Source organism: Sporosarcina soli, assembly GCF_042655805.1.
In the GTDB taxonomy this organism is placed as follows: domain Bacteria; phylum Bacillota; class Bacilli; order Bacillales_A; family Planococcaceae; genus Sporosarcina; species Sporosarcina soli.
In genome coordinates this window covers 144,764-167,548 of sequence record NZ_JBHSNO010000005.1, presented here as the reverse complement: position 1 = coordinate 167,548, position 22,785 = coordinate 144,764, and the positions used below count along the sequence as shown (strand labels likewise).

24 protein-coding genes are annotated in these 22,785 nt (G+C 46.5%); 23 read left to right on the top strand and 1 reads right to left on the bottom strand.

The annotated features are described in order from the left end of the window. The first annotated feature begins 87 nt into the window (after window positions 1-87). The 14 genes from aroC (at window position 88) to ACFPRA_RS05065 (ending at window position 11,605) form a co-directional block, all read left to right on the top strand. Entirely contained in the window at window positions 88-1,269 is a 1,182-nt protein-coding gene (gene aroC / locus ACFPRA_RS05130) for a chorismate synthase (RefSeq protein ID WP_381431412.1), read from the top strand. 1 nt (window position 1,270) lies between these two features. Continuing rightward, window positions 1,271-2,377 (top strand): 3-dehydroquinate synthase, encoded by a 1,107-nt coding sequence (gene aroB, locus ACFPRA_RS05125; RefSeq protein ID WP_381431410.1) that lies wholly within the window; start codon window positions 1,271-1,273, stop codon window positions 2,375-2,377. Beyond that, window positions 2,374-2,739 (top strand): chorismate mutase, encoded by a 366-nt coding sequence (gene aroH / locus ACFPRA_RS05120; RefSeq protein ID WP_381431408.1) that lies wholly within the window; start codon window positions 2,374-2,376, stop codon window positions 2,737-2,739. Before aroB ends, aroH begins: the two co-directional genes overlap by 4 nt. A gap of 32 nt (window positions 2,740-2,771) precedes the next feature. Then, a complete protein-coding gene (locus ACFPRA_RS05115; RefSeq protein WP_381431406.1) occupies window positions 2,772-3,884 on the top strand; it encodes a prephenate dehydrogenase in 1,113 nt (370 codons plus the stop codon). Window positions 3,885-3,902: 18 nt separating this feature from the next. Next, window positions 3,903-5,210: a 3-phosphoshikimate 1-carboxyvinyltransferase gene (gene aroA / locus ACFPRA_RS05110; protein ID WP_381431404.1), complete on the top strand. Its 1,308-nt coding sequence runs from the start codon at window positions 3,903-3,905 to the stop codon at window positions 5,208-5,210. Window positions 5,211-5,248: 38 nt separating this feature from the next. Continuing rightward, window positions 5,249-6,514 (top strand): tetratricopeptide repeat protein, encoded by a 1,266-nt coding sequence (locus tag ACFPRA_RS05105; RefSeq protein ID WP_381431402.1) that lies wholly within the window; start codon window positions 5,249-5,251, stop codon window positions 6,512-6,514. Between the two features lies 1 nt (window position 6,515). Continuing rightward, window positions 6,516-7,067: a ReoY family proteolytic degradation factor gene (locus ACFPRA_RS05100; RefSeq protein ID WP_381431400.1), complete on the top strand. Its 552-nt coding sequence runs from the start codon at window positions 6,516-6,518 to the stop codon at window positions 7,065-7,067. Between the two features lie 65 nt (window positions 7,068-7,132). After that, window positions 7,133-7,582: a DUF2487 family protein gene (locus ACFPRA_RS05095; RefSeq protein WP_381431398.1), complete on the top strand. Its 450-nt coding sequence runs from the start codon at window positions 7,133-7,135 to the stop codon at window positions 7,580-7,582. Window positions 7,583-7,756: 174 nt separating this feature from the next. Then, window positions 7,757-7,894, top strand: a complete 138-nt coding sequence (locus ACFPRA_RS05090) for a hypothetical protein (protein ID WP_381431396.1) — start codon at window positions 7,757-7,759, stop codon at window positions 7,892-7,894. Between the two features lie 246 nt (window positions 7,895-8,140). Then, window positions 8,141-8,647 (top strand): QcrA and Rieske domain-containing protein, encoded by a 507-nt coding sequence (locus ACFPRA_RS05085; RefSeq protein ID WP_381431394.1) that lies wholly within the window; start codon window positions 8,141-8,143, stop codon window positions 8,645-8,647. Between the two features lie 23 nt (window positions 8,648-8,670). Then, window positions 8,671-9,345: a menaquinol-cytochrome c reductase cytochrome b subunit gene (gene qcrB, locus ACFPRA_RS05080; protein WP_381431392.1), complete on the top strand. Its 675-nt coding sequence runs from the start codon at window positions 8,671-8,673 to the stop codon at window positions 9,343-9,345. A 40-nt stretch (window positions 9,346-9,385) separates the two neighbouring features. Further along, the gene (locus ACFPRA_RS05075; protein WP_381431390.1) at window positions 9,386-10,153 is read left to right on the top strand and encodes a menaquinol-cytochrome c reductase cytochrome b/c subunit; all 768 of its coding nucleotides are present in this window, start codon (window positions 9,386-9,388) and stop codon (window positions 10,151-10,153) included. 112 nt (window positions 10,154-10,265) lie between these two features. Next, window positions 10,266-10,874 carry a lipoprotein heptaprenylglyceryl N-acetyltransferase LhaT gene (gene lhaT, locus ACFPRA_RS05070; RefSeq protein WP_381431388.1) on the top strand — a complete coding sequence of 203 codons (609 nt, stop codon included), beginning with the start codon at window positions 10,266-10,268 and terminating at the stop codon, window positions 10,872-10,874. Window positions 10,875-10,933: 59 nt separating this feature from the next. Further along, entirely contained in the window at window positions 10,934-11,605 is a 672-nt protein-coding gene (locus ACFPRA_RS05065) for a zinc metallopeptidase (RefSeq protein WP_381431386.1), read from the top strand. A 119-nt stretch (window positions 11,606-11,724) separates the two neighbouring features. Here ACFPRA_RS05065 and ACFPRA_RS05060 read toward each other — a convergent pair whose 3' ends face one another. Then, on the bottom strand, window positions 11,725-12,597 hold the full coding sequence (locus tag ACFPRA_RS05060; RefSeq protein WP_381431384.1) for a YitT family protein: 873 nt from the start codon (window positions 12,595-12,597) through the stop codon (window positions 11,725-11,727). Window positions 12,598-12,703: 106 nt separating this feature from the next. On the opposite strand from ACFPRA_RS05060, the gene ACFPRA_RS05055 reads away from it, so the two are divergent. The 9 genes from ACFPRA_RS05055 (at window position 12,704) to dinG (ending at window position 22,784) form a co-directional block, all read left to right on the top strand. Then, a complete protein-coding gene (locus tag ACFPRA_RS05055; RefSeq protein WP_381431382.1) occupies window positions 12,704-13,042 on the top strand; it encodes a nucleotide pyrophosphohydrolase in 339 nt (112 codons plus the stop codon). Then, complete coding sequence (gene dapB, locus ACFPRA_RS05050) at window positions 13,039-13,839, top strand: 4-hydroxy-tetrahydrodipicolinate reductase (protein WP_381431380.1); 801 nt, start codon at window positions 13,039-13,041, stop codon at window positions 13,837-13,839. The genes ACFPRA_RS05055 and dapB overlap by 4 nt, the downstream gene beginning before the upstream one ends. Window positions 13,840-13,876: 37 nt before the next feature. Beyond that, on the top strand, window positions 13,877-15,010 hold the full coding sequence (gene bshA, locus ACFPRA_RS05045; RefSeq protein ID WP_381431378.1) for an N-acetyl-alpha-D-glucosaminyl L-malate synthase BshA: 1,134 nt from the start codon (window positions 13,877-13,879) through the stop codon (window positions 15,008-15,010). Then, complete coding sequence (locus tag ACFPRA_RS05040; protein ID WP_381431376.1) at window positions 15,007-16,197, top strand: CCA tRNA nucleotidyltransferase; 1,191 nt, start codon at window positions 15,007-15,009, stop codon at window positions 16,195-16,197. The genes bshA and ACFPRA_RS05040 overlap by 4 nt, the downstream gene beginning before the upstream one ends. Continuing rightward, complete coding sequence (locus ACFPRA_RS05035; RefSeq protein ID WP_381431374.1) at window positions 16,175-17,158, top strand: biotin--[acetyl-CoA-carboxylase] ligase; 984 nt, start codon at window positions 16,175-16,177, stop codon at window positions 17,156-17,158. The genes ACFPRA_RS05040 and ACFPRA_RS05035 overlap by 23 nt, the downstream gene beginning before the upstream one ends. Window positions 17,159-17,389: 231 nt before the next feature. Next, window positions 17,390-18,235, top strand: coding sequence for a 3-methyl-2-oxobutanoate hydroxymethyltransferase (gene panB, locus ACFPRA_RS05030; protein ID WP_381434731.1), 846 nt, complete (start codon window positions 17,390-17,392; stop codon window positions 18,233-18,235). Beyond that, window positions 18,225-19,112: a pantoate--beta-alanine ligase gene (gene panC, locus ACFPRA_RS05025; protein ID WP_381431372.1), complete on the top strand. Its 888-nt coding sequence runs from the start codon at window positions 18,225-18,227 to the stop codon at window positions 19,110-19,112. The genes panB and panC overlap by 11 nt, the downstream gene beginning before the upstream one ends. 174 nt (window positions 19,113-19,286) lie before the next feature. Beyond that, window positions 19,287-19,667 carry an aspartate 1-decarboxylase gene (panD, locus tag ACFPRA_RS05020; RefSeq protein ID WP_381431370.1) on the top strand — a complete coding sequence of 127 codons (381 nt, stop codon included), beginning with the start codon at window positions 19,287-19,289 and terminating at the stop codon, window positions 19,665-19,667. Window positions 19,668-20,006: 339 nt separating this feature from the next. Next, entirely contained in the window at window positions 20,007-22,784 is a 2,778-nt protein-coding gene (gene dinG, locus ACFPRA_RS05015; RefSeq protein WP_381431368.1) for an ATP-dependent DNA helicase DinG, read from the top strand. Window position 22,785 lies beyond the last annotated feature (1 nt).

The window sequence follows — 22,785 nt, the reverse complement described above, 5'->3', positions numbered from 1 at the left end:
TCATAGCAACATATAGTCAAACTGAGTGTACTTTGGTAAAGTGCTATAAAAGAGAAGACAGCTCAAGCTGTCCAAGGAGGAAATGAAATGAGGTATTTCACTGCCGGTGAATCGCATGGTCCACAGTTGACGGCAATCATCGAAGGGCTTCCTGCCCAACTAGAATTGACAGCAGAAATGATCAATGTTGGACTGTCCAGAAGGCAAGGTGGACATGGACGCGGAAGAAGGATGCAAATTGAAAAGGACCAAGTGGTCATCTCATCGGGTGTACGACATGGCAAAACATTGGGATCGCCCGTCACACTTACGGTCGTGAACGATGACTGGAAACATTGGACATCGATCATGGGCATTGAGCCTTTGGGAGACGATGTGGACCCAGCTGATATTAAACGGCAAATCACTCGACCAAGACCTGGACATGCCGACCTCGTAGGCGGGATGAAATACGGGCATCGCGATTTACGGAATGTGCTCGAACGTTCATCTGCCCGGGAAACGACGATGCGTGTAGCGATCGGTGCGGTTGCCAAGCAGTTTTTACGGGAACTCGGCATCCATACAGTCGCTCATGTGACGGAAATCGGAGGCGTGACAACAAATCCGGATACATATGCAGGAAAAGGGACGGAAGCGTTACGTCCAATCATTGAAAATGATCCAGTCTATTGCGCGGATCCAGAAGCGTCTGCTCGGATGGTCCAAGCGATTGATGATGCGAAGGGGCGTGGCGATACGCTTGGCGGAGTCGTGGAAGTCATTATCGAAGGTTGCCCGCCAGGAATCGGGAGCTATGTCCAATTCGATCGAAAGATGGACGGCAAGCTTGCAGGGGCCATGATGAGCATCAATGCGTTCAAAGGCGTTGAATTCGGTTTAGGTTTTGAAATGGCCAAAAAACCGGGCAGTGAAGTGCATGATGAAATCGCTTGGAATGAGGAGCTCGGTTATTACCGTAAATCGAATCGTCTGGGCGGGTTGGAAGGTGGCATGACAACAGGGATGCCGATTGTCATAAGAGGTGTTATGAAGCCGATCCCGACTTTATACAAACCGCTTGAGAGTGTGGATATTGATACGAAAGAGCCGTTTGTTGCGACGATAGAGCGATCCGATCCTTGTGCTGTGCCTGCTGCTTCTGTCGTGGCGGAACATGTCATTGCAACTGAAATGGCAAAAGCAATCATGGATGAGTTCCGTTCCGATACGATCGACGGACTAAAAAGAGAGATCGAACAATATAGACAGTATGTTAAGGAGTTTTAATATGGGCAAACTTGCAGTCAATATATTGAACCACGAATACGATGTCCATATAGGCCCTGATACTTACCAGCTTTTCCTAACCGAGTATGCCGCACTGCTTGACAGTGCGGATCGGATTGTAATCATTGCGGACAGCTTGGTGGCGGAGGCTCACTTACCGATTCTATTGCAAGCATTGGAAACGGAAGGTCGGGAAGTGCTTGTAAAAACGGTACCTTCCGGAGAAAAATGTAAAACGCCGGCTGTCTATACCGATTGCCTTTCTTTTTTGTTGAATGCGAACTGCACCCGGGACTCGCTCGTCATCGCATTTGGCGGTGGCGCTTGCGGAGACTTGACAGGTTTCGTGGCAGCGACTTTCATGCGGGGAATCCGCTATGTACATTGCCCGACTACGATTTTGGCGCATGATAGCGCGGTAGGCGGGAAGACGGCCATCAATATGCCGGAAGGGAAAAATATGGTCGGAGCTTTCCATCAACCTGCGGGTGTGATTTTCAATACAACGCTTTTTAAAACGTTACCACCACGGGAAATACGATCAGGTATGACAGAGCTGTTAAAGCATGCTTTCATATCGGATGCGGAGTGGACTCAACAGCTACTGAGCAACCCGGACTTCTCACAGCCATCCATTGAATGGCTTGATGTGGAATTGTTAAAAGGGATCGAAGTGAAAGCGAAAATTGTCGCGGAAGACGAATTTGAACGCTCTACTCGGAAGTTTTTGAATTTTGGCCATACGTTTGGTCATGCGGTGGAAGCGGTTTGTGGCTTTGGCGATTTGAGCCATGGGGAGTGCGTCATGATCGGCATGGCGTATAGTTTGATTTTAAGTGAAGAGAACGGTTCGATTGAAAAGGGGCAGACAACTCGGTTGATCGACTTTGCAACCGAACACGGCTATACGTTCCAACCTGTGCATGATCATACTTTTGACGTATTCCTGAATTATATGGAAAAAGATAAAAAAGTTACTTTTGGTAAATTGAATTTTGTGTTGCTTGACGGAATTGGAAAGCCATACGTTACAGAATTGACAAGTGAGCGCTGCGAGGAGGCATTCAACCAATTGAGGCAACGAACGGAAAGGAATGGAACAAAATGACGGTAAGAGGATTAAGAGGTGCAACAACAGTCGAACGTGACGAAGAACAAACCGTTCTACAAGCAACGGAAGCGTTAGTCTCTGAAATGGCAGAAGTGAACGGAATCGATCCACAAGATATTATTTCCGTTCTCCTCTCTACAACAACAGACATCAAATCGACTTTTCCAGCAAAAGCGGTACGGATGATAGAAGGATGGAAGTATGTCCCTGTTATGTGTACAAATGAGATTGATGTTCCGGGTTCCCTGCCATTATGCATTCGTGTACTTATGCATGTGAATTCGGATATTGCACAACAGGATGTCAAGCATATTTATCAAAACGAAGCTGTGAAACTACGTCCTGATTTACAACAATGAGATGAATTACTGACTATCAAGGAGAAGCAAGTATGAAAACAAATGTGACCATCTTCGGACTGGGCTTGATCGGCGGCTCGCTCGGCCTTGCGTTAAAAAGAAACGACGCTGTCCATGTGATTGGATTCGACCGTTCCTATGCGACGGCAGACGAAGCTTACCGCAGAGGGATTATTGATTCGATTGCCCCCTCAGCCCAAGCTGCTGCTGAACAGGCCGATTTTATTATTTTTGCGACACCGGTCAATACGACGGTTGCACTTATGCAAGAGGCGACAACATGGAAATTGAAGAAAGAAGTCATTTTGACGGATACGGGTAGTACAAAAATGCCGATTATGGAAGCCTCTTCCTTGTTGAACGAGCAAGGGCTTACTTTCATCGGTGGACATCCGATGACCGGTTCCCATAAGAGTGGGGTATCTGCTGCTAAGGAGCATTTGTTTGAAAATGCTTATTATATTTTGACACCTTTTGAAGGGACCGATGAAGGGAAAGTTAAACAGCTGCAGCGTTTGCTTGCTCCGACAAAAGGAAAAATTGTTGTTATCGATGCACATGAACATGATCGGATGACAGCGATTGTCAGCCATTTTCCTCATATTATCGCTTCCTCCCTCGTTGGAAGGCTTGCTGACCAGCAGGAAGAACAACCTTTTGTGAAGCATCTCGCGGCAGGAGGATTCCGTGACTTGACGCGAATCGCCTCTGCGGATCCTACGATGTGGCGAGATGTAACGATTCAGAACCGGACAGAATTGTTAAAGCAATTGGACGGATGGCTTGAGGAGATGGGACATATCCGGGAAATGCTTCTTACGAATGATCCGGAAGAAATTTTTGATTTTTATGCACAAGCGAAAGCGTTCCGCGATGCATTGCCGACTACATCACAAGGTGCTGTACAAGGTGCTATCTATATGACATTTGACTTACATATCGATATTCCGGATCACCCAGGTATTATATCGGAAATTACAAAAATTCTTGCCGATGAACGCATCAGTTTGACCAATATTCGAATCGTCGAAACGAGGACTGATGTATACGGGATTCTTGTCATCAGCTTTCAGACGGCCGATGATCGAGAGCGAGCAAGGGTTGCGCTTATGAAGGAGACGGAATTCAGTATGCACATCATCTAAATAGAGGAGCTGTGAACAATGGCAATGAAAAAAGTGGAATTCCAACAGGCTACATTGCAGGGAGAGTTGGTTGTACCGGGAGATAAATCGATTTCTCACCGGGCGGTTATGCTCGGTTCCATTGCGGAAGGGAAAACGGAAATTAGCGGTTTCCTCGATGGGGAAGACTGCTTACAAACCGTTGATATTTTCCAGAAGCTCGGAGTTGTGGTTACGAGGGAAGGGACAAATGTTACCGTCGAGAGCCCTGGCATGAATGGATGGCAAACGCCTACTGAAGAATTGTATGCCGGCAATTCAGGGACGACTGCACGCTTGATGCTCGGTATATTGGCCGGATCGCGTGTGACGTCCGTTTTGACGGGAGATCAATACTTATCCAAGCGACCGATGAATCGCGTAGCGTTACCTTTAGCTTCGATGGGGGCGAACATCGCTGGGGAGGAGGGGAGCAATCTTCTACCTCTTACGATTACGGGCGGATCGCTTGTTGCGATCGATTATGATATGCCGATTGCAAGTGCCCAAGTAAAGTCGGCCATTTTATTTGCCGGTCTGAACGCTGAAGGCACAACGTCCGTTACAGAGCAAACGGTATCTCGTGATCATACGGAACGGATGCTAGAACAATTTGGGGCCTCCATTCAAAGGGAAGGCAATACAGTGCGGGTGGAAGGCGGGCAGTCTCTCCGCGGAACAACGGTCAAAGTGCCTGGCGATATCTCGTCCGCAGCCTTTTTCATGGTAGCCGCGGCTATGACGAAAGGGAGTGCCGTCAGCTTCAAAGATGTCGGGCTCAACCCGACAAGAACCGGCATACTGGACGTCTTACAAGCGATGGGGGCGAACATCCAAATAACGGAACAATCCGATTCGATAGGCGAACCGTTCGGGACTGTCCATGTTTCACATAGTACGTTACGGGGAACGGAAATCGGTGGTGAACTCATTCCACGACTGATCGATGAGCTGCCGATCATCGCTTTGCTGGCGACGCAGGCGGAAGGTACGACCGTTATTAAGAATGCCGAAGAATTACGCGTCAAAGAGACGGATCGAATTGCCGCAGTGACGGCGGAGCTGAAGAAAATGGGTGCGCAAGTAGAGGAGACGGAAGATGGGATGATCATCCACGGGCCGACCGCTTTAACGGGTGCTTCACTTGCATCCTATGGAGACCATCGTCTCGGAATGATGGCCGGCATTGCTTCACTTATTACGACTGGACCTGTTACAATTGATGATGCATCTTGCATCAATATTTCCTACCCAAGGTTTTTCGACGACTTGGAAAAGCTTGCTGTCCCAGCGATCACAAATGGGTGATGGGTAGAGGTATACATTGGGAAAGAACAGGTGAAAATATGGTACAGTTACAAGAAATCGAACGGTATATAGTCGAAGGGGATGTAGAAGCACTTCAACGGATCGTAGAGCAGTTGAACGACTCCATAGATTTGGATTTGTTGTATGAAGCTGCTGGCCTATTTGCCGAGTATGGCTTTATACAAGAGGCGGATCGACTCTATGAAACGATGCGGTTTCATTTGCCCGATGAAGCGCAACTGAAAATCGATCGTGCGGGTACATTGCTTGAGCTCGGCGAAGAAGATGAGGCGCTCCTTTTATTGACGGATGTTCGTCCAGAAGAAGAGGAGTACGTGCAAGCCTTGCTGGCACTCGCTGATTATTATCAGTTAACCGGTATGGCCGAAGCAGCGCTCGAAAAAATCAAGGAAGCGCAAACGATCGCTCCGCATGAACCGGTAATCCAGTTTGCCTATGCAGAGTTGTTACTTGATGCCGGTAAATATGGAGAGGCGGCACGCCACTATGTGAGTCTTCTTGAAGAAACCGATGAGATCGGTGGTGTGAGCCTTGTTGCAAGACTGGCCGAAACGTATAGTGCAGGTGCGGCTTATGAAGAGGCGATACCGTTTTACGAGGAGCTATTGCAGGACAATGTATCCCCTGATACGTTGTTCGGTGCCGCATTTGCCAATTTCCAAAGCGGATATGCAGAGAGAGCGATCCCTCTTCTTGATCAGCTCATTGATATGGATCCAGATTATTATTCCGCTTATATGCTGGCCGGCCAAGCACAGGCAGCGGTAGGGGAAGATCGCAAAGCGTATGATCTATTCAAGGATGGCATTCGCCGAGACGAATATGACAAAGAATTGTGCTTAGCGGCAGGTAAATCTGCATTGAAGCTCGGACTACCGGAAGAGGCGGAAGCTCATTTACGTGAAGCGCTCGTCCTGGATCCTGAATATGTGGAAGCACTCATTACGCTTGCTTCTTTGTATGACCAAAAGGAACAGTCCGAGGAATTGTTGGAGTTGTTGGCTTATTCGAAGGAAGAGTACGGAGACATTCCGCTGTTGAGCGCATTTTCTGCCTACGCGTATGAACGTGAGGAACAATTTGAAGACGCATACGCATCCTATAGTAAGGCATATACTGGAATGAAAGACGATCCGGATTTCCTTGGAAAATACGCTCGTTTTCTCTTGGAAGACGGAAGGCGTCTTGAAGCGGTGGCGGTTGTCAAGGAATTGTTGAAACTGGATCCTGATCATGAGGATTGGAGTGCTTTTCTAGAAGCAGAAATTGACGAGGAGGTGTGACATGACGGCCATGGTTCCTGTCGCTGCTAAAAAGGACTTCGTGCGATGGTTCTTAAAGCGGTACAAATTGAAGCGCCGTGAATGTGTGTGGATTTTGAATTATCTTCTTAGCCATGAGCACCTTCTGCAGAACGTTCACTTTACGGATGAGGCCCATTATTGTCCGCGTTCGATGGTCATGTCGGTAACAGGTACAGAAAGCATCCCGTTCCGCTTTTACAAAGGGAATTTAATGACGGCCGATGCTGAGAAGTCGTTTCATGATTTGCGACTTCATCCCGATGATAAAATGTACATCCAGCTCAATTTCCCGAACAGCCATGCATGTCCACAATATGCAAGTGTCAGGGAAGAAAACCCGTTCCTGCCTGCTTATTTGCAAGTGAGTGAAAGTGACCGGAAAATCGCAGAGAGGTTAATCGAAGAAACGGTTGCGACAATGACTGCGGATATGTTGATGAAAAGGATTGATGAAGCGCTCGACGCCAATGACAAAGAGCGGTTCATCGCGCTGTCGGCTATGTTGAACGATATGAAGATAGCGAAGGATTGACGACTCCATCTCTCTTGATGGAGTTATTTTCACTTTGAGATACGCATTTGATGAGGGGGATTAATGTGAACTGGACAGCTAAAGATATGGATACATATATGCAACAGAAAGAGTATATTGATACGTTGATTGTTCCGCTCTTGAAAGTAGAAACGGCACCGGAAAAGATGAAAAACAGCGCATCCTCTTCGGAATTTCTGATGCATCTAACGACTTATATGGAAACGCAATTCAAAGGTCGCATGATGCTCATGCCGCCTATTTCTTATACGGAATCGATTGAACCAGTTGAAATGGCGAAGAATCTTACACGTGATATGACATCCGCTCCATTCAAACATCTGTTTTACATCACGACGGATTCTGCATGGACAAGCGTTCAAATGGAAGGTGAAGTAATCTGGTTGCCTTCGATTCCATTGGAAAGTATGGATGCTTCGTTGCGGAAAACGATTATGGAAGATCAGCTTCGTCAAATATTGCCCCGACTGACCGAAAAATGGGCGCAATCGTAAAATCAATTACGCCTCGGCGTAATTGCGTCCAGATTTTGAATCGAGCTTGAGGCGCACACGATGTGGGTCATGCAAGCACTGCGACAGGACGTCGCGCATTTAGCTTGCCTTCATTAAAACTCCTTTCGAAATCTGTGACATCCGCCGGAGGCTTGGGCCAACAGGACGTTGGTCATGCAGACGTTGCCACAGGAAGTGGCGATCTTAGCCTGCGTTCCACCTGTTCAGCGGACATTTGAACATCCGCTGAACGGGAAAACAAAACCGGCATTCATCTCGCCACCTTTAGAGGTGGGAGTCTTCTGTAGCTGACGCTTCGCTTTCAGTACAAAAACATTTGCTAAATGAAGATAAAACCTGCATACATCTCAATATCTATAGATGTGAGAGACTTCAATATGAATTCAGATAAAATTCAATAATTGTTCACAAAGTGTTCCCGAGAGATGGAAAGCATGATTGAATTTCGACAAGTATTGATATATCATAGATATGTCCTAGTATTACAATTAGCAAAAGTATGTCCGTTGGACTGACCTTTAAGTAAGAGGAGGGAAAATGATGAGCAACAAAGTGTCAAGACGCCAATTCCTTAGCTACACACTGATGGGTGTCGGCGGATTCATGGCGTCTGGAATGCTGATGCCGATGGTCCGTTTTGCGGTCGATCCTGTCTTGCAACAGAGTGGTGGGGGAGACTTCATCCCGACTCCACAAAAAGTGGACGAGCTGACGGAAGTGCCTGTACGTGTCGATTTTACGATCAAGGATCGGGAAGATGCTTGGTATAAATCCGACGTGTCGAATACGGCTTGGGTTTACAAAGATGGCGACAATGTCATCGCACTTTCTCCTGTTTGTAAGCACCTGGGTTGTACAGTAAACTGGGGCGGCGACGAGAAACACCCGGATCAGTTTTTTTGCCCATGTCACGCAGGACGTTATTTGAAAAATGGAGACAACGTAAAAGGAACACCACCGTTGGGACCGCTTGATGAGTTTGATGTAAAAGTCGAAGGCGGTTATGTGTATCTTGGAGCAACAAAACCGAACACATTAGTTTAAAAATGTAAGGGGGTACGACCGAAGTGCTAAATAAAATTTATGATTGGGTTGACGAACGGTTGGATATCACCCCGATTTGGCGCGATATCGCAGACCACGAAGTACCTGAGCACGTAAACCCTGCACACCATTTTTCTGCATTTATCTATTGTTTTGGTGGACTGACGTTTTTCGTCACAGTCATCCAGATCTTATCCGGAATGTTCCTTACGATGTACTATACACCGGACATTGAAAATGCATGGAAATCCGTTTATTACCTTCAAAATGAAGTAGCATTCGGTGAAATTGTGCGTGGGATGCACCATTGGGGGGCGTCACTAGTTATCGTCATGATGTTCCTACATACATTACGTGTTTTCTTTACAGGTTCTTACAAAAAACCTCGTGAGTTGAACTGGGTTGTCGGAGTGTTGATCTTCATGGTCATGCTTGGTCTCGGTTTCACAGGTTACCTATTACCATGGGATATGAAAGCATTATTCGCTACAAAAGTAGGAATTGAAATTGCAGCTTCAGTCCCGTTCATCGGTGAATCAATCAAAGTCCTGCTTGCTGGGGACTCAACGATTCTAGGTGCACAAACATTGACACGTTTCTTCGCGATTCATGTTTTCTTCCTACCGGCTGCTTTGCTTGGGTTGCTTGCAGCACACTTTATCATGATCAGAAGACAAGGTATTTCTGGACCTCTATAAGAAATAGGGAAGTCCGAGGATAATAAAAGGAGGGGACATCATGCAACGCGGAAAAGGGATGAAATTTGTCGGAGATTCGCGCATTAAGGCTTCGAATAAAATGCCGAACGTCCCGAAAGATTACTCAGAATATCCTGGGAAAACAGAAGCATTCTGGCCAAACTTTCTATTGAAAGAATGGTTGATCGGTGCAGTTTTCCTTATCGGTTACTTAGTTTTAACGGTTGCCCATCCATCCCCGCTTGAACGTCAGGCGGACCCGACGGATACGCTGTACATGCCTGTGCCGGACTGGTACTTCCTTTCAATGTATCAATTGCTGAAGTATGAATTCGCTTCCGGGCCATACAATATTATCGGTGCCATCATTATGCCAGGTTTGGCTTTCGGTGCACTGATGCTTGTTCCGTTCATGGATACGTCTAAAGAACGTCGTCCGTTCAAACGACCACTTCCGACAGCGTTCATGTTATTAACATTTGCGGCATTGTTCTATTTAACATGGGAATCATATGTGAACCATGACTGGGAAGCGGCAAAAGCACAAGGTGCAATCGTTGAAGAAGTTGAGTTTGATCCGGAGTCTGAAGGCTATCAAATTTACGCTGGAGCATCTTGTATTGGCTGTCATGGTGATGCATTCCAAGGTGGACTTGGTAAACCGTTAACAAACACGGGCCTTACAGCTGAACAAATTGTTGACATCGCGCATAACGGTATTGGAGACATGGCTCCTGGATTATGGGATGGCACGGATGAAGATTTGCAAGTCCTTGCTGAGTTTATCGAAAACTTGAAAAGTGAGTAAATAAGAAAAGCGTAGGGCGTCTAAATAGGCGTCTGGAGTCTAGACATTGAAAAAGAGTCAGGTATCTGACTCTTTTTTGTATACATATCAAGTTTTTTATGGAGAGGTGCCTATGGGATTATTGTTGCAAAAGATTTGGCTCATTCTTTCTCATAAATCGTTTCTTTGGATCTTATTATTTATTAACGTGCTCGGTACGGTATACGGCTATGATTGGTATATGTGGCAACTGGAAATAACCGAGCCAAAGTTTTGGATTTTTGTCCCGGATAGTCCGACTGCTAGCTTGTTTTTCTCACTTGCAATCATCGGATGGTTAATTAATCGCAATTTCAAATTGATTGAAGCGCTTGCTTTCATCACGCTGATCAAGTATGGGCTTTGGGCAGTTGTAATGAATCTCCTGACATTGCTCGAAACAGGTTCGATTGGTTGGGTGGGCTGGATGCTCGTCGGTTCACACTTTGCCATGGCGGTGCAAGCCATACTTTACAGTCCTCTTTATCGCTTTCGACTTATTCATATTCTCATTGCTGCTGTTTGGACCCTTCATAATGACGTCATCGATTATGTATTCGGCCAAATGCCCATTTACCATGATTTGATGAGGCATATCCATTCGATCGGTTATTTTACATTTTGGTTATCAATCGTTTGTATCGCTTTAGCTTTCTGGAACTGGAAAAGTAGATCCGCGGCCGTCAGGCCCGGGGGTAAATAGTTGCGAGAGGGAGCCAGCCGTTATAAAATAGAAACTATAGAGAAAAAGGGAGGAAACTGATGATGTTTTGGATTTACTTTGCGGCCATTATCATTTTGCCGATTTACGCCCAATTTAAAGTGAAACGTACTTACAACAGATATTCACAAGTCCGCTCGACGTCAGGGATGACCGGTGCGGAAGTTGCTCGTCTTATACTTGACCAAAATGGTTTGCACAACGTCAAAGTTGTGGAAAGCGAAGGCTTTTTGAGTGATCATTACAATCCGCTTACGAAAATCGTAGCATTATCCTCACATAACTACCATGAAGCTTCCGTAGCAGGTACAGCGGTTGCAGCGCACGAGGTCGGGCATGCAATCCAGGATAAGGAAGCCTACTCCTTCCTTCGCTTCCGTCACCGCTTAGCGCCAGTTGCGAATCTCACTTCGAATGCATCATGGATCTTTATCATGATCGGGCTGATTTTCAGCAGCATGAACTCACTGCTTGGCATCGGGATTTTATTGATGGCTGTAGGAGTTCTGTTCCAAGTTGTAACATTGCCGGTTGAGTTCAATGCATCGTCCCGTGCGATGGATCAAATCGTTTCACTTGGCATCATTCGTAATGAAGAAGAAGGCCATGCGAAAAAAGTATTAAACGCGGCAGCGATGACATATGTTGCAGCAACGGCAGTAGCTGTTCTTGAGCTCGTTCGTTTGATTTTTATTTTTACAAATAGAGACTAAGGACAGGCAAAATCCGCCCCCAATTTTAAAGGGGCGGATTTTTTTGAAAGTAGATGGCGGGAAGGGTGCCTCTCGTAACGATAAAAAGCACAGTCTAGATTTACCAGGGCTACGCTTTCTCAGCGTTCGAGCGGTTTTTTTTGTTCGTCCAATGTAAATCCTTCTCCCATTACTTCATGGGCGTCGATGAGGGAGACGAATGCATACGGATCGACGGAGTTAATGATCGATTTCAAGCGCATGATTTCGTTCTTTCCGACGACACAATAGAGGATTTCCCGGTCCGCTTTGGTGAAATGTCCATAGCCTTTGAAGACGGTGACACCGCGGTCCATTTCGTCCGTTATTTTAGTCGCGATTTCTTCCTGTGCTTCTGAGATGATAAAAGCCCCTCTCGCTGCATAGGCGCCTTCTTGTACGAAGTCGATGACGCGTGCCCCTACGAAAAGAGCAACGAGTGTATACATCATCGAACGATGATCCAAATAAACCGCCCAAGAAACGAGGATGACTAGCGCATCAAATAGAAACATCGTTTTCCCCATGCTCCAACCGATGTATTTATGCCCAAGACGTGCGATGATATCCGAGCCGCCTGTTGTCCCGCCGTATCTGAAGATGATACCGAGTCCGATGCCGATAAAAAGACCGGCGAACAATGCGACAAGAAACATATCATCTTGCAGATGGATATCGATTTGATTGGCCATGAAAATTTTTAAAAAAATGGAGACGGAAACGGTTCCGATCACGGTATAGATGAATACTCTTTTCCCTAAAAGCTTCCAACCGATGATGAACATCGGAATGTTGAGGACTAAGTTCATCATGGCGGGATCCCAATTGAAAGCAAACAGAAGGATGAGTGTAATTCCGGTAAAACCGCCTTCGGCAAGTTCATTTTGAATATTGAAGTGAACAAGACCAAAGCTGAAAATAGCCGCACCTATAATGATGAAAATGCTATTTTTGATTTTTATGCCTTCAAACATCTTCTGCCCCCCTTCTGCTGATTGAAGATAAAGTCATTATCAGCCATATATTTTATTTTGACAATAGTGTTGTTAATTTATACGATAGTAGAGGGAGTTGACGCAAATGGAAAAACCGAGGTCGATGCAAGATCTGCAACAGGAAGTCGATAAGTACATAAATGGTTTTGAAGAAGGATATTTCCCTCCGCTTGAACTCCTGGCACGCTTGACGGAAGAGCTTGGAGAATTGTCGAGGGAAGTTCAGCATGTATACGGCATGAAAAAAAAGAAGTCGAGTGAGGCAATCCGTTCACTTGAAGAGGAAACAGGCGATTTGCTTTTCGTACTCGTCTGTTTTGCAAATTCGCAAGGGATTCGTCTGGACGATGCGTTGGATACCGTGTTACAAAAATTCAAAGATAGAGATGCCGATCGGTGGACGAAGAAGGAGGAAACAACATGACAATAACAGTAGCCATTGCAGGAGCACGAGGCCGTATGGGAACCGCTGCTGTAACCGCAATTAGCAACGCAGCCAATATGGAGGTCGTTGCCGCCCTTGATTATAAATATGACAATCACTATCTCCATAATGGTGAGGTGACGATGGAGCCGAATGGAATCCCGATCTACACATCACTTGAAAGCCTTGTGGCAGATGGAAAACCGGATATCTTATTGGATTTGACGGATCCGAATGCCGTTTTCAATAATACGTACCAAGCGCTCACGATGGGAATCCGTCCAGTGATAGGGACATCCGGACTGACAAAACAACAGATCGAGACATTGAGTGAAATGGCTGCTGAGAGCCGAATCGGAGGAATCATTGCACCGAACTTTTCAATTGGAGCTGTATTGGCGATGAAATTTTCGGCAATGGCGGCACGCTATTTGCAAGATGTCGAAATCCTAGAAATGCATCATGATAAAAAGGTTGACGCACCATCGGGAACTGCGGTGAAAACGGCGCAAATGATTCAGGAAGTGAGAGAGGCGCATAAGCAAGGCCACCCTGATGAAAAAGAACATTGGGAAGGCGCTAGAGGTGCGGATTTTGAGGGGATGAAGGTCCATAGCATCCGATTGCCTGGATTGCTCGCCCATCAGGAAGTATTGCTCGGCGGCGAAGGCGAATTGCTGAGCATCCGCCATGATTCATTTGACAGAAAGTCTTTCATGCCGGGAATTTTGATGGCGATCAACAACGTCATCGAACGGGAAAATCTCGTGTATGGTCTTGAAAATATTTTAGATTGATTGGAACGATAATCTATAACCGGAAGGGGTCCTGTGATTGGAAAGATTGAAAGTCGGTGTCATCTGCTACCCCTCACTCGGAGGATCGGGCGTTGTCGCAACTGAACTTGGAAAAATGATGGCGGATAAAGGGCATGAAATGCATTATATTTCTTCCGGTAAGCCGTTTCGATTTTTGGACGTTCATCCGAACATCCAATTCCATGAAGTGAAAATTGATGGCTATGCGGTCTTTAAATATCCACCGTTCGATATTGCATTGGCGAATCGGATTGCGCAAGTCATTGAATCGGAGGAATTGGATCTTCTCCATGTCCATTATGCGGTACCGCATGCTGTATCGGCAGCGCTCGGTAAAGATATGGCGAACTCCGATATAGGCATCATTACAACGCTTCATGGAACAGATGTAACGATTCTCGGTCATGATCCAGGATTGCGAAATACAGTGCGCTACGGTATCGAAAAATCAACGATTACAACAGCCGTTTCCGAGTCGCTACGACAAGAAACGCTGGCGTTGATCGGACCGGAAAAAGAATTGATAACCATCTATAATTTCATTGATGAGCAGAAGTACCGTCCAGTCGATCCGGGGACATTGAAAGCAGACCTTGGTATAGGAATCGATGAGAAAGTCATCATTCATATTTCAAACTTCAGGAAAGTGAAACGGATTCCGGATATTATCGATAGCTTCTCGCTTGTCAGAAAAGAATTGGATGCCAAGTTGGTACTGGTTGGGGATGGTCCTGAGCGGATGGATATGGAAGCGCTAGTTGTGGAAAAAAATCTTCAGGAACATGTCATCTTTACCGGGAAAAGGGATGATTTGCCTGAGTTACTTGCGATCAGTGATGTCATGTTTCACTTGTCGGAAAAAGAAGCCTTCGGATTAGTGTTACTAGAAGCGCTCGCTTGCGGTGTACCGTGTATTGCGACAGATATCGGCGGCATTCCGGAAGTGATCGATGAAGGTGTGAATGGCTATCTTGTTCCACTAGGAGCTGTTCAACAGGCTGCTGATCGGGCAATCGTATTGTTAAAGGATGAAGCCTTGCAGAAAAGCTTCAAGCAACAGGCAAAGGTGACAGCGGCGGAAAAATTCCATTCTTCAACCATCGTGGACCAATATGAAAAACTGTATTACGAAGTGGCGAGGCGACGATGAAAGTATTATTTGGAACGGAATCGAGCCGTAAAGTCATTCGGTTACTTGAAGATGCTGGACATGAAGCGGTTTTTGTCGGCGGAGCCGTACGGGATCATGTGTTGGGAAAACGGGCGTCCGATATCGATATTGCGACATCTGCGGAACCACAGGAAGTGCTGGCGCTATTTCCGCTGACCGTTGACGTCGGAAGTGCGCACGGGACGGTGATCGTGCTGATGGACGGGGAACCGATCGAAGTGACGACGTACAGAACGGAAGGTACGTACACGGATCATCGCCGTCCCGACGAAGTGCGTTTCGTGAAATCATTGCGCGATGATCTGCTGCGGCGCGATTTTACGATGAACGCACTTGCCATGACAAAAGAGGGCGAGCTCATTGATTTGTTCGGGGGGCAGCAGGATCTGGCAGGTGGACTGATACGGGCAGTCGGCAATGCGGCAGAACGCTTTGCAGAAGATGCCCTCAGAATGTTGCGGGCCATCCGTTTTACGGCTGTCCTCGGTTTCCGGATTGAAACGGAGACATTCGAAGCGATTCGGGTAGAAGCGGAACGGATTCAGCATGTATCCGTAGAGCGTGTGAAAGATGAGATGGATAAATTGTTCAAAGGACCATATCCTTTGAAAGCTTTTCAATCGTTTCAAGATTCAGGGCTTGCGGCATATTTGCCCTTATTCCCAACGGACATTGAAAAGTTGAATCGATGCGTCCCATTCCGATCGGTACTGGAAGGATGGGCTGCTTTCATGCTAGCCGGAGATTTTACACCGGCAGAGCTCACCCGCGCATATAAACTGTCCAATAATGAAAAAACGTTTTTAACGGCGGTCCATCATGCTGTAGCTATCCGGTCCACCCGAATGTATTCAATCGATGATTATTACCATTTTAACGAGGATGTATTGATCACGGCCGAAAAGCTATCCACCATCCAACCAGGAGTGGTGCAAGCATTGTCTCCGCAAGAAATTATGCAGAACAAACAGTTACTGCCTATCCAATCTGCGGCGGAATTAGCCGTCAAAGGAAAAGATTTGATCCAATGGACGGGGATGAAAGGCGGTAGATGGACCGGCGAATGGCTGGCGAAAATCGAAAAAGCCGTCCTCCACAACTGGTGTGAAAATGAGCCGAACAAGATAAAGGAATGGTTTAGCCATGAATATAAACGTGAAAACTGAATTGCTTAAAAGGTTATTTGACGCGAATGGGGAGCCGGTATCCGGACAAGAAATCGCGGATGAATATGGTTTATCGAGAACCGCCATTTGGAAATATGTCAGGGAGCTCGAACAGGAAGGCTATGAGATTGGAACGATTCGGAAAAAAGGTTATTACCTCATTTCCTCTCCGGATCGCATCAATGCGGCCAATATTCAAAAGCATTTAATGACGAAAAGATATGGTCAGCATATCCATTATTACGAAACATGCCCATCCACGCAGCCCATTGCGCATGAAGCGGAACAGAACGGCGCGCTGGACGGAACCGTCATCGTGGCGGAAAATCAGACAGCGGGTAGGGGACGGATGGCGCGCCCGTGGAACTCTGTAGCGGGGAAAGGGATTTGGATGAGCATCATTATCAGACCGACTTTGACGCCGCAACAGGCTCCTCAAATGACGCTCGTTGCAGCTGTTGCTGTGACGCGTGCCGTTGAAGAATTGACGGGCATTGAGGCGAATATAAAATGGCCGAATGATGTATTGATCGATGGAAAAAAAATAACCGGTATTCTGACGGAATTGCAAGCGGATCCCGATCAAGTGACAGCGGTCATTTTAGGAATTGGCGTGAATGTCAATCAAGATCTTGAAGATTTTCCGGAGGAGTTGCAGTCCATCGTTACCTCGTTGAAGCTGATAACTGGCAAAACGGTTGACCGTGCTCGATTAATCGCCAAGATTTTCAGTTATCTTGAATTATATACGGAGATGTACGAGAAACATGGTTTCGGACCGATCAAGATTTTATGGGAAGGTTATTCGAATACGATAGGTAAACGGATTCGCGCGGTCATGTTGAATGAGACGATTACTGGTACTGCAATCGGCATATCCGATGAAGGCGTCCTTCAGTTGAAATTGGACGACGGAACGGTACGGGGTATTTATTCTGCAGATATTGAATTATCAAAATGAACAGTATACAAAGAACTTCCAATTTGTTATAGTAGTTTCGAAGGGCGGTATCAATGCTGAGCTGCACCTTAGGTGAGACTAACAATTGCATAGTTCAATGATGATCTGCCTTGATCTATTAACAGACAGGGACGGAGGAAACCAGTGATGATAATCCACCCTTCTGTCCATTTTTGGGCAGAAGGTTTTTTTATATTCGGTTTTCTCCCCGAGAAGGGAGTAAAAGAAGAAATGAAAAGTACACTTGATTTCCTGAAGATGAAAAAAGAAGGCGAGAAAATCGCGATGTTGACGGCATACGATTATCCGTCCGCAAAACTGGCGGAAGAAGCGGGGATGGACGTCATTCTTGTCGGCGATTCGCTTGGCATGGTAGTCCTCGGGTATGAGTCAACGGTCTCAGTAACGGTAGATGACATGATCCATCATGGGAAAGCGGTGAAACGCGGAGCAAGAGATACCTTTATCGTTGTGGACTTACCATTCGGTTCGTATCATGGTTCTGCAGATCAAACATTGGCTGAAGCGGTACGTACGTTTCAGCAGACAGGCGCGCATGCGCTTAAATTAGAAGGCGCTGGACAAGTCATTGAGAAGATCCGTCTGTTAACTGAAACAGGCATTCCAGTTGTGGCGCATCTTGGGCTTTTGCCGCAATCTGCCGGAGTTGTCGGTGGTTATAAAGTGCAAGGGAAGACGGCGACTGCAGCACAGCAACTGATCGACGAGGCACGTGCTTGCGAGGAAGCGGGAGCCTTTATGATTGTGGTGGAATGCATTCCTTATCAGCTTGGGGAAGCGGTGTCGTCGGCTGTTTCGATTCCGGTGATTGGCATTGGCGCAGGTGCAGGGACGGATGGTCAAGTGCTTGTTTTCCATGATACCGTCAAATACGGGAGCCATCATGTGCCAAAATTCGTCGAGACATTTGCAGATAGTGCTACGCTTATCCGTGAAGGATTATGCGCCTATAAATCGGCAGTGAAAAATGGAACTTTCCCGATGGAACGTCACCGTTTTACGATGCAGGAGGAAGAATTGGTATCTTTATATGGGGGACAGGAAAATGGTCGCTAAAACGAGAGGGATGAAGATTGTCCATTCGATCGAAGTGCTTCAACACATGCTCAACCGGGATGAGCGGATTGGACGGACGGTCGGTTTTGTTCCGACGATGGGCTTTTTGCATGAAGGCCATTTGGCGCTTGTCGAGCAAGCACGAACGCAAAATGACCTTGTTGTGATGAGTATTTTCGTCAACCCGGCACAGTTTGGTCCAGGGGAAGATTTTGAAGCGTACCCGCGCGATATAGAACGGGATTCACGGCTTGCGGCGGAAGCGGGCGTCGATGTTCTTTTCATGCCGACTCCGGAGGAGATGTATCCGCAAGACGGCGGCATCCGCATTTTGCCTGGACCGCAAGCGACTGCCCTTTGCGGGGCTTCCCGGCCAGGGCATTTTGACGGAGTGCTCAAAGTCATTTTGAAGCTCTTTAATATCGTGGATCCGGATCGCGCTTATTTTGGCATGAAAGATGCGCAGCAATTGGCCATTATCGAAACATTTGTCCGAGACTACAACTTACGGACGGCTATTGTACGAGTTCCCACCGTTCGTGAACCGGATGGCTTGGCGAAAAGCTCGCGTAATGTCAACTTGTCGGAAAAAGAAAGAGAGGAAGCCCCTGTCATTCAACAAGCGCTCCAGAAAGGTGCGGCATTATTCCATACAGGCGCATCTGCAGAGCAAGTGGAAAAGGAAGTCGCTCAATATATTACGGAACATAGTTCAGGGCGCATTGATTACGTTTCTTTATTGGCATACCCTGAGTTGACAACTAGCAGTGAAACGAGCCGTGAATGGATTTTGGCTTGTGCTGTGAAATTCGAGAAGACAAGATTGATTGATAATTCCATTCTATCTGTATTCAGCAAGGAATTTCCAACTCAATAGGTGGTGAGTGTCTGCAGTTTGTTTCCTGTTCAGCGGGTATCCAAACGCCTGCTGAATAAAGACAAGCCTCCGGCGGATGTCACAGATTTTGAAAGGAGTAAATTGAGCTTTGCTCAATTCAAAATCTGGACGTAATTACGCCGAGGCGTAATTGATCAGAAAAGGATGAGTATAATGTTTAGAATGATGATGAATAGCAAGTTACACCGGGCAACTGTGACAGAAGCCGATCTCAATTATGTAGGAAGCATTACGATTGATCGCGATTTGCTGGATGCTGCAGGTATGCTACCGAATGAAAAAGTGCATGTTGTCAACAACAACAACGGTGCTCGCTTTGAAACGTATATTATTGCAGGGGAGCGAGGCAGTGGCGTCATTTGTGTGAATGGGGCTGCAGCGAGACTCGTCCAGCGTGGGGATATCGTCATCATCTTGTCTTATGTCTACATGACAGACGAAGAAGCACGCACGCACGAGCCGACAGTTCTGATCATGGATGAAAACAATGGTGTGAAAGAAGTCATCAAAGAAAAACAAGGCATGACTGTCTAAGCATGTTCATACAGAAAAGTCCTTATGGAATCAGGCGTCTCGATTCCATAGGGGCTTTTTTGTCGTCTAGACTCCGGACGCTAGACTGTACGAAGGCTCACAGGAAGCGATCAGGCATCCGTTGCCAATCGAACAGCGAAGGGTTCGATTGGCCGTATTTCTGCGTTTTTTTACGGTAATTAAGGCACCTTACAGGATGCGGCGATCTTAGACAGCCTTCCTATCGATCCGCCTTATGCTTGTCGCGTCTAATCAGGCGTCCTACGCTTTTGTTCGTTTTTGAAAGTCCAGATATGATACAATTTGTTATAGTATGTCAGACAGGAAGTTGGTAATCGCATGAACAATACAACGTATGCGGTCGTCGATTTGGAAACAACCGGTCATTCACCTGCTAAAGGAGATCGAATTATCCAGATTGCGATTGTGTTTATTAAAGATGGGGAAATCGGTGAGCAATATGTTCGATTTGTGAATCCTGGTCAAAAAATCCCCACTTTTATCCGACAACTGACAGCCATTTCGGATGACGATGTTGCGGATGCGCCGCAATTTGAAGAAATTGCAGCGGAAGTGGCGAAATTGCTGGATGGAACGATCTTTGTCGCCCATAATACTGATTTTGACTTGTCCTTTTTGCAAAGCGAGTTTGCGAGGTGTGGTGTCGGCAAATGGTCCGGGAAAAAAATCGATACGGTTGAACTGTCTAAAATCGTCTACCCTTCTTCACCAAGTTATCGGTTGCAGGATATTACGGAAGAGTTGGGCATTTTATTGGCATCCGCGCATCGTGCGGATGATGATGCTAAAGCGACCGCGGAGCTTTTTATCGCTTGCATGAAGAAATTACATACATTACCGGAAGATACGTTAAATCTACTGCATCGTCGATCATTTCAATTGAAGTCCAACCTATCGACATTGTTCTATGAAGCGTTGAAAAAGGTGCGAACAAAACGTGCCGAAACGGGCTTTGCCTCTTTCCGGGGCATCCCTTATCGCATCATTCCGCTACCGCAACCGAATGATGGTGCCCAGCCGGTGTATCCGATCGATGACAAGGAAAAGATGGTGGTATTGAAAAAATTCAATCCGACATTTGAACGTAGAGATGCGCAATTCCGTTTTATGGATGCGGCTTGGCAAGCCTTGTCTACACAGTCTGAAACGATTGCGGAAGTACCAACAGGGATCGGTAAAACGCTTGCTTATCTTCTGCCAGCTTCGGTCCATGCCATCACGACCGGAAAACCGGTTGTCATCAGTACGTTTACCAACCATCTTGCCGACAAAATCATAGAGGATGAGTTGGACAAAGTGCGTGCGATGCTTGGAGCGGACGTGACGGCAACAGTGCTGAAAGGTAGACATCAATATATCTCGCTCAATAAATTTGAAGAACTTCTTCGAATTACCGAAGAATCTTATGATGAAACATTTACGATCATGCAAATTCTCGTTTGGCTTACAGTAACCGATACAGGGGATTTGGAGGAACTGAATGTCTCAGGCGGAGGACAGTTATTTATCGACCGTATCCGTAAACGGTCCAACCGACTTTCACCGGACGAACAAGTTGCGGATTTCCATTATCGCCTGCTCGAAAAGTGCCGCCATTCGCATCTGATTGTTACGAATCATTCCATGCTGCTTTCCGATATGAGCAGGGGACAAGCGGTCTTCCATTCACTCGGCGGACTCGTTGTCGACGAAGCGCACCAATTCGTCAAAACTGCCGAGCGGATCAATGAAACGGTATTTTCCTATCCCAATTGGAAATATGTCATGGGACAGATTTCTTCCGATGCAAATGGACAATTATTGCAACAGGTAGACACCCTGATCCAGCAGTATGGCGTCAATCATTTTCACGCGAAAGAGCGGTTGGATGCAGCTTATGTAAAGTTCTCGACATTCTTTGACGATGCTGTCGGGATGTTGACAGCCTATCAGCCGGCGGACAATAAAAACCAGCAAGGCAACCGGATCGTCTATTCGTTAGCGGAAGTGAACGGGGATCGCAAAATTTTCACGAATATGCTGGAAGCGATGTCTGCCTATATTGACCAGGCAGCATCATTTACGAAAGACATCGCGCAACAAATGGATCATCTGACGGAAAAAGAGCAAGCGATTTTGGCCGAATGGGATTATTGGATCAGAGAATTGAAAATCAAAGCCGGTGAATGGGTGTCCATTTTCATCGAAGATTCTTCGACCCGTTTTTCCGTATGGTTGGAAAAGGATCGGCGGAGCATCCCTGGCAGTTTAACGGTCATCAAACGGGCGCTCGATGGCTCGGCCACCATCCGCAATTTTATTGATGGATTAAAGCAAGAACAGACGGGCATCGTGTGGACATCAGGGACATTGGCGGTTCCTGGAAATGATCGTTTCATCGCCCGGCAGCTCGGGATTGCTGATTCCATTCCGTTATTGACGTTCGACGCACCTTGGCACTTTTATCAAGGGGCGGAAATCTTCATTGTTGACAATATGCCTGATATCCAAGAAGTCGCACAATCTGATTATATCGAAGCGGTTGCGGATGCTGTTGTGCAGACGGTCATGGCAACAGGTGGTCGATTATTTGTCCTATTCACTTCGCAAGATATGTTGCGCAAAACGTTTGAGTTGATCACGGAAAGTGAACAGTTGGAAGACTATGCCTTAATTGCCCAAGGTATCAGCTCAGGCAGCCGTGTGAAACTGTTGAAATCGTTTCGCCAGTTGCCGAATGCGGTGCTATTTGGAACGAATAGCTTTTGGGAAGGGGTTGATGTGCCGGGGGAAGCCTTGACTGCAGTCGTTGCTGTCAGACTCCCGTTTTCATCGCCTGACGAACCGGTCTTTAAAGCGAAAGCGGCACAAATGACGGCCTTAGGCATGAACCCATTTACGGAGTATGCGCTTCCTGAAGCGATGATGCGTTTGCGGCAAGGCTTTGGTAGGCTGATTCGTTCATCCGATGATAAAGGATTTTTTATCATTCTGGATAGACGGATTGAAACGAAGTCTTATGGACGCCGTTTTTTAGAAGCGTTGCCGGATGTCCCCGTAAAAAAAGTGTCACTCGAACATATGGTGAATGTACTTGAAAATTGCTATAATGAGTAAG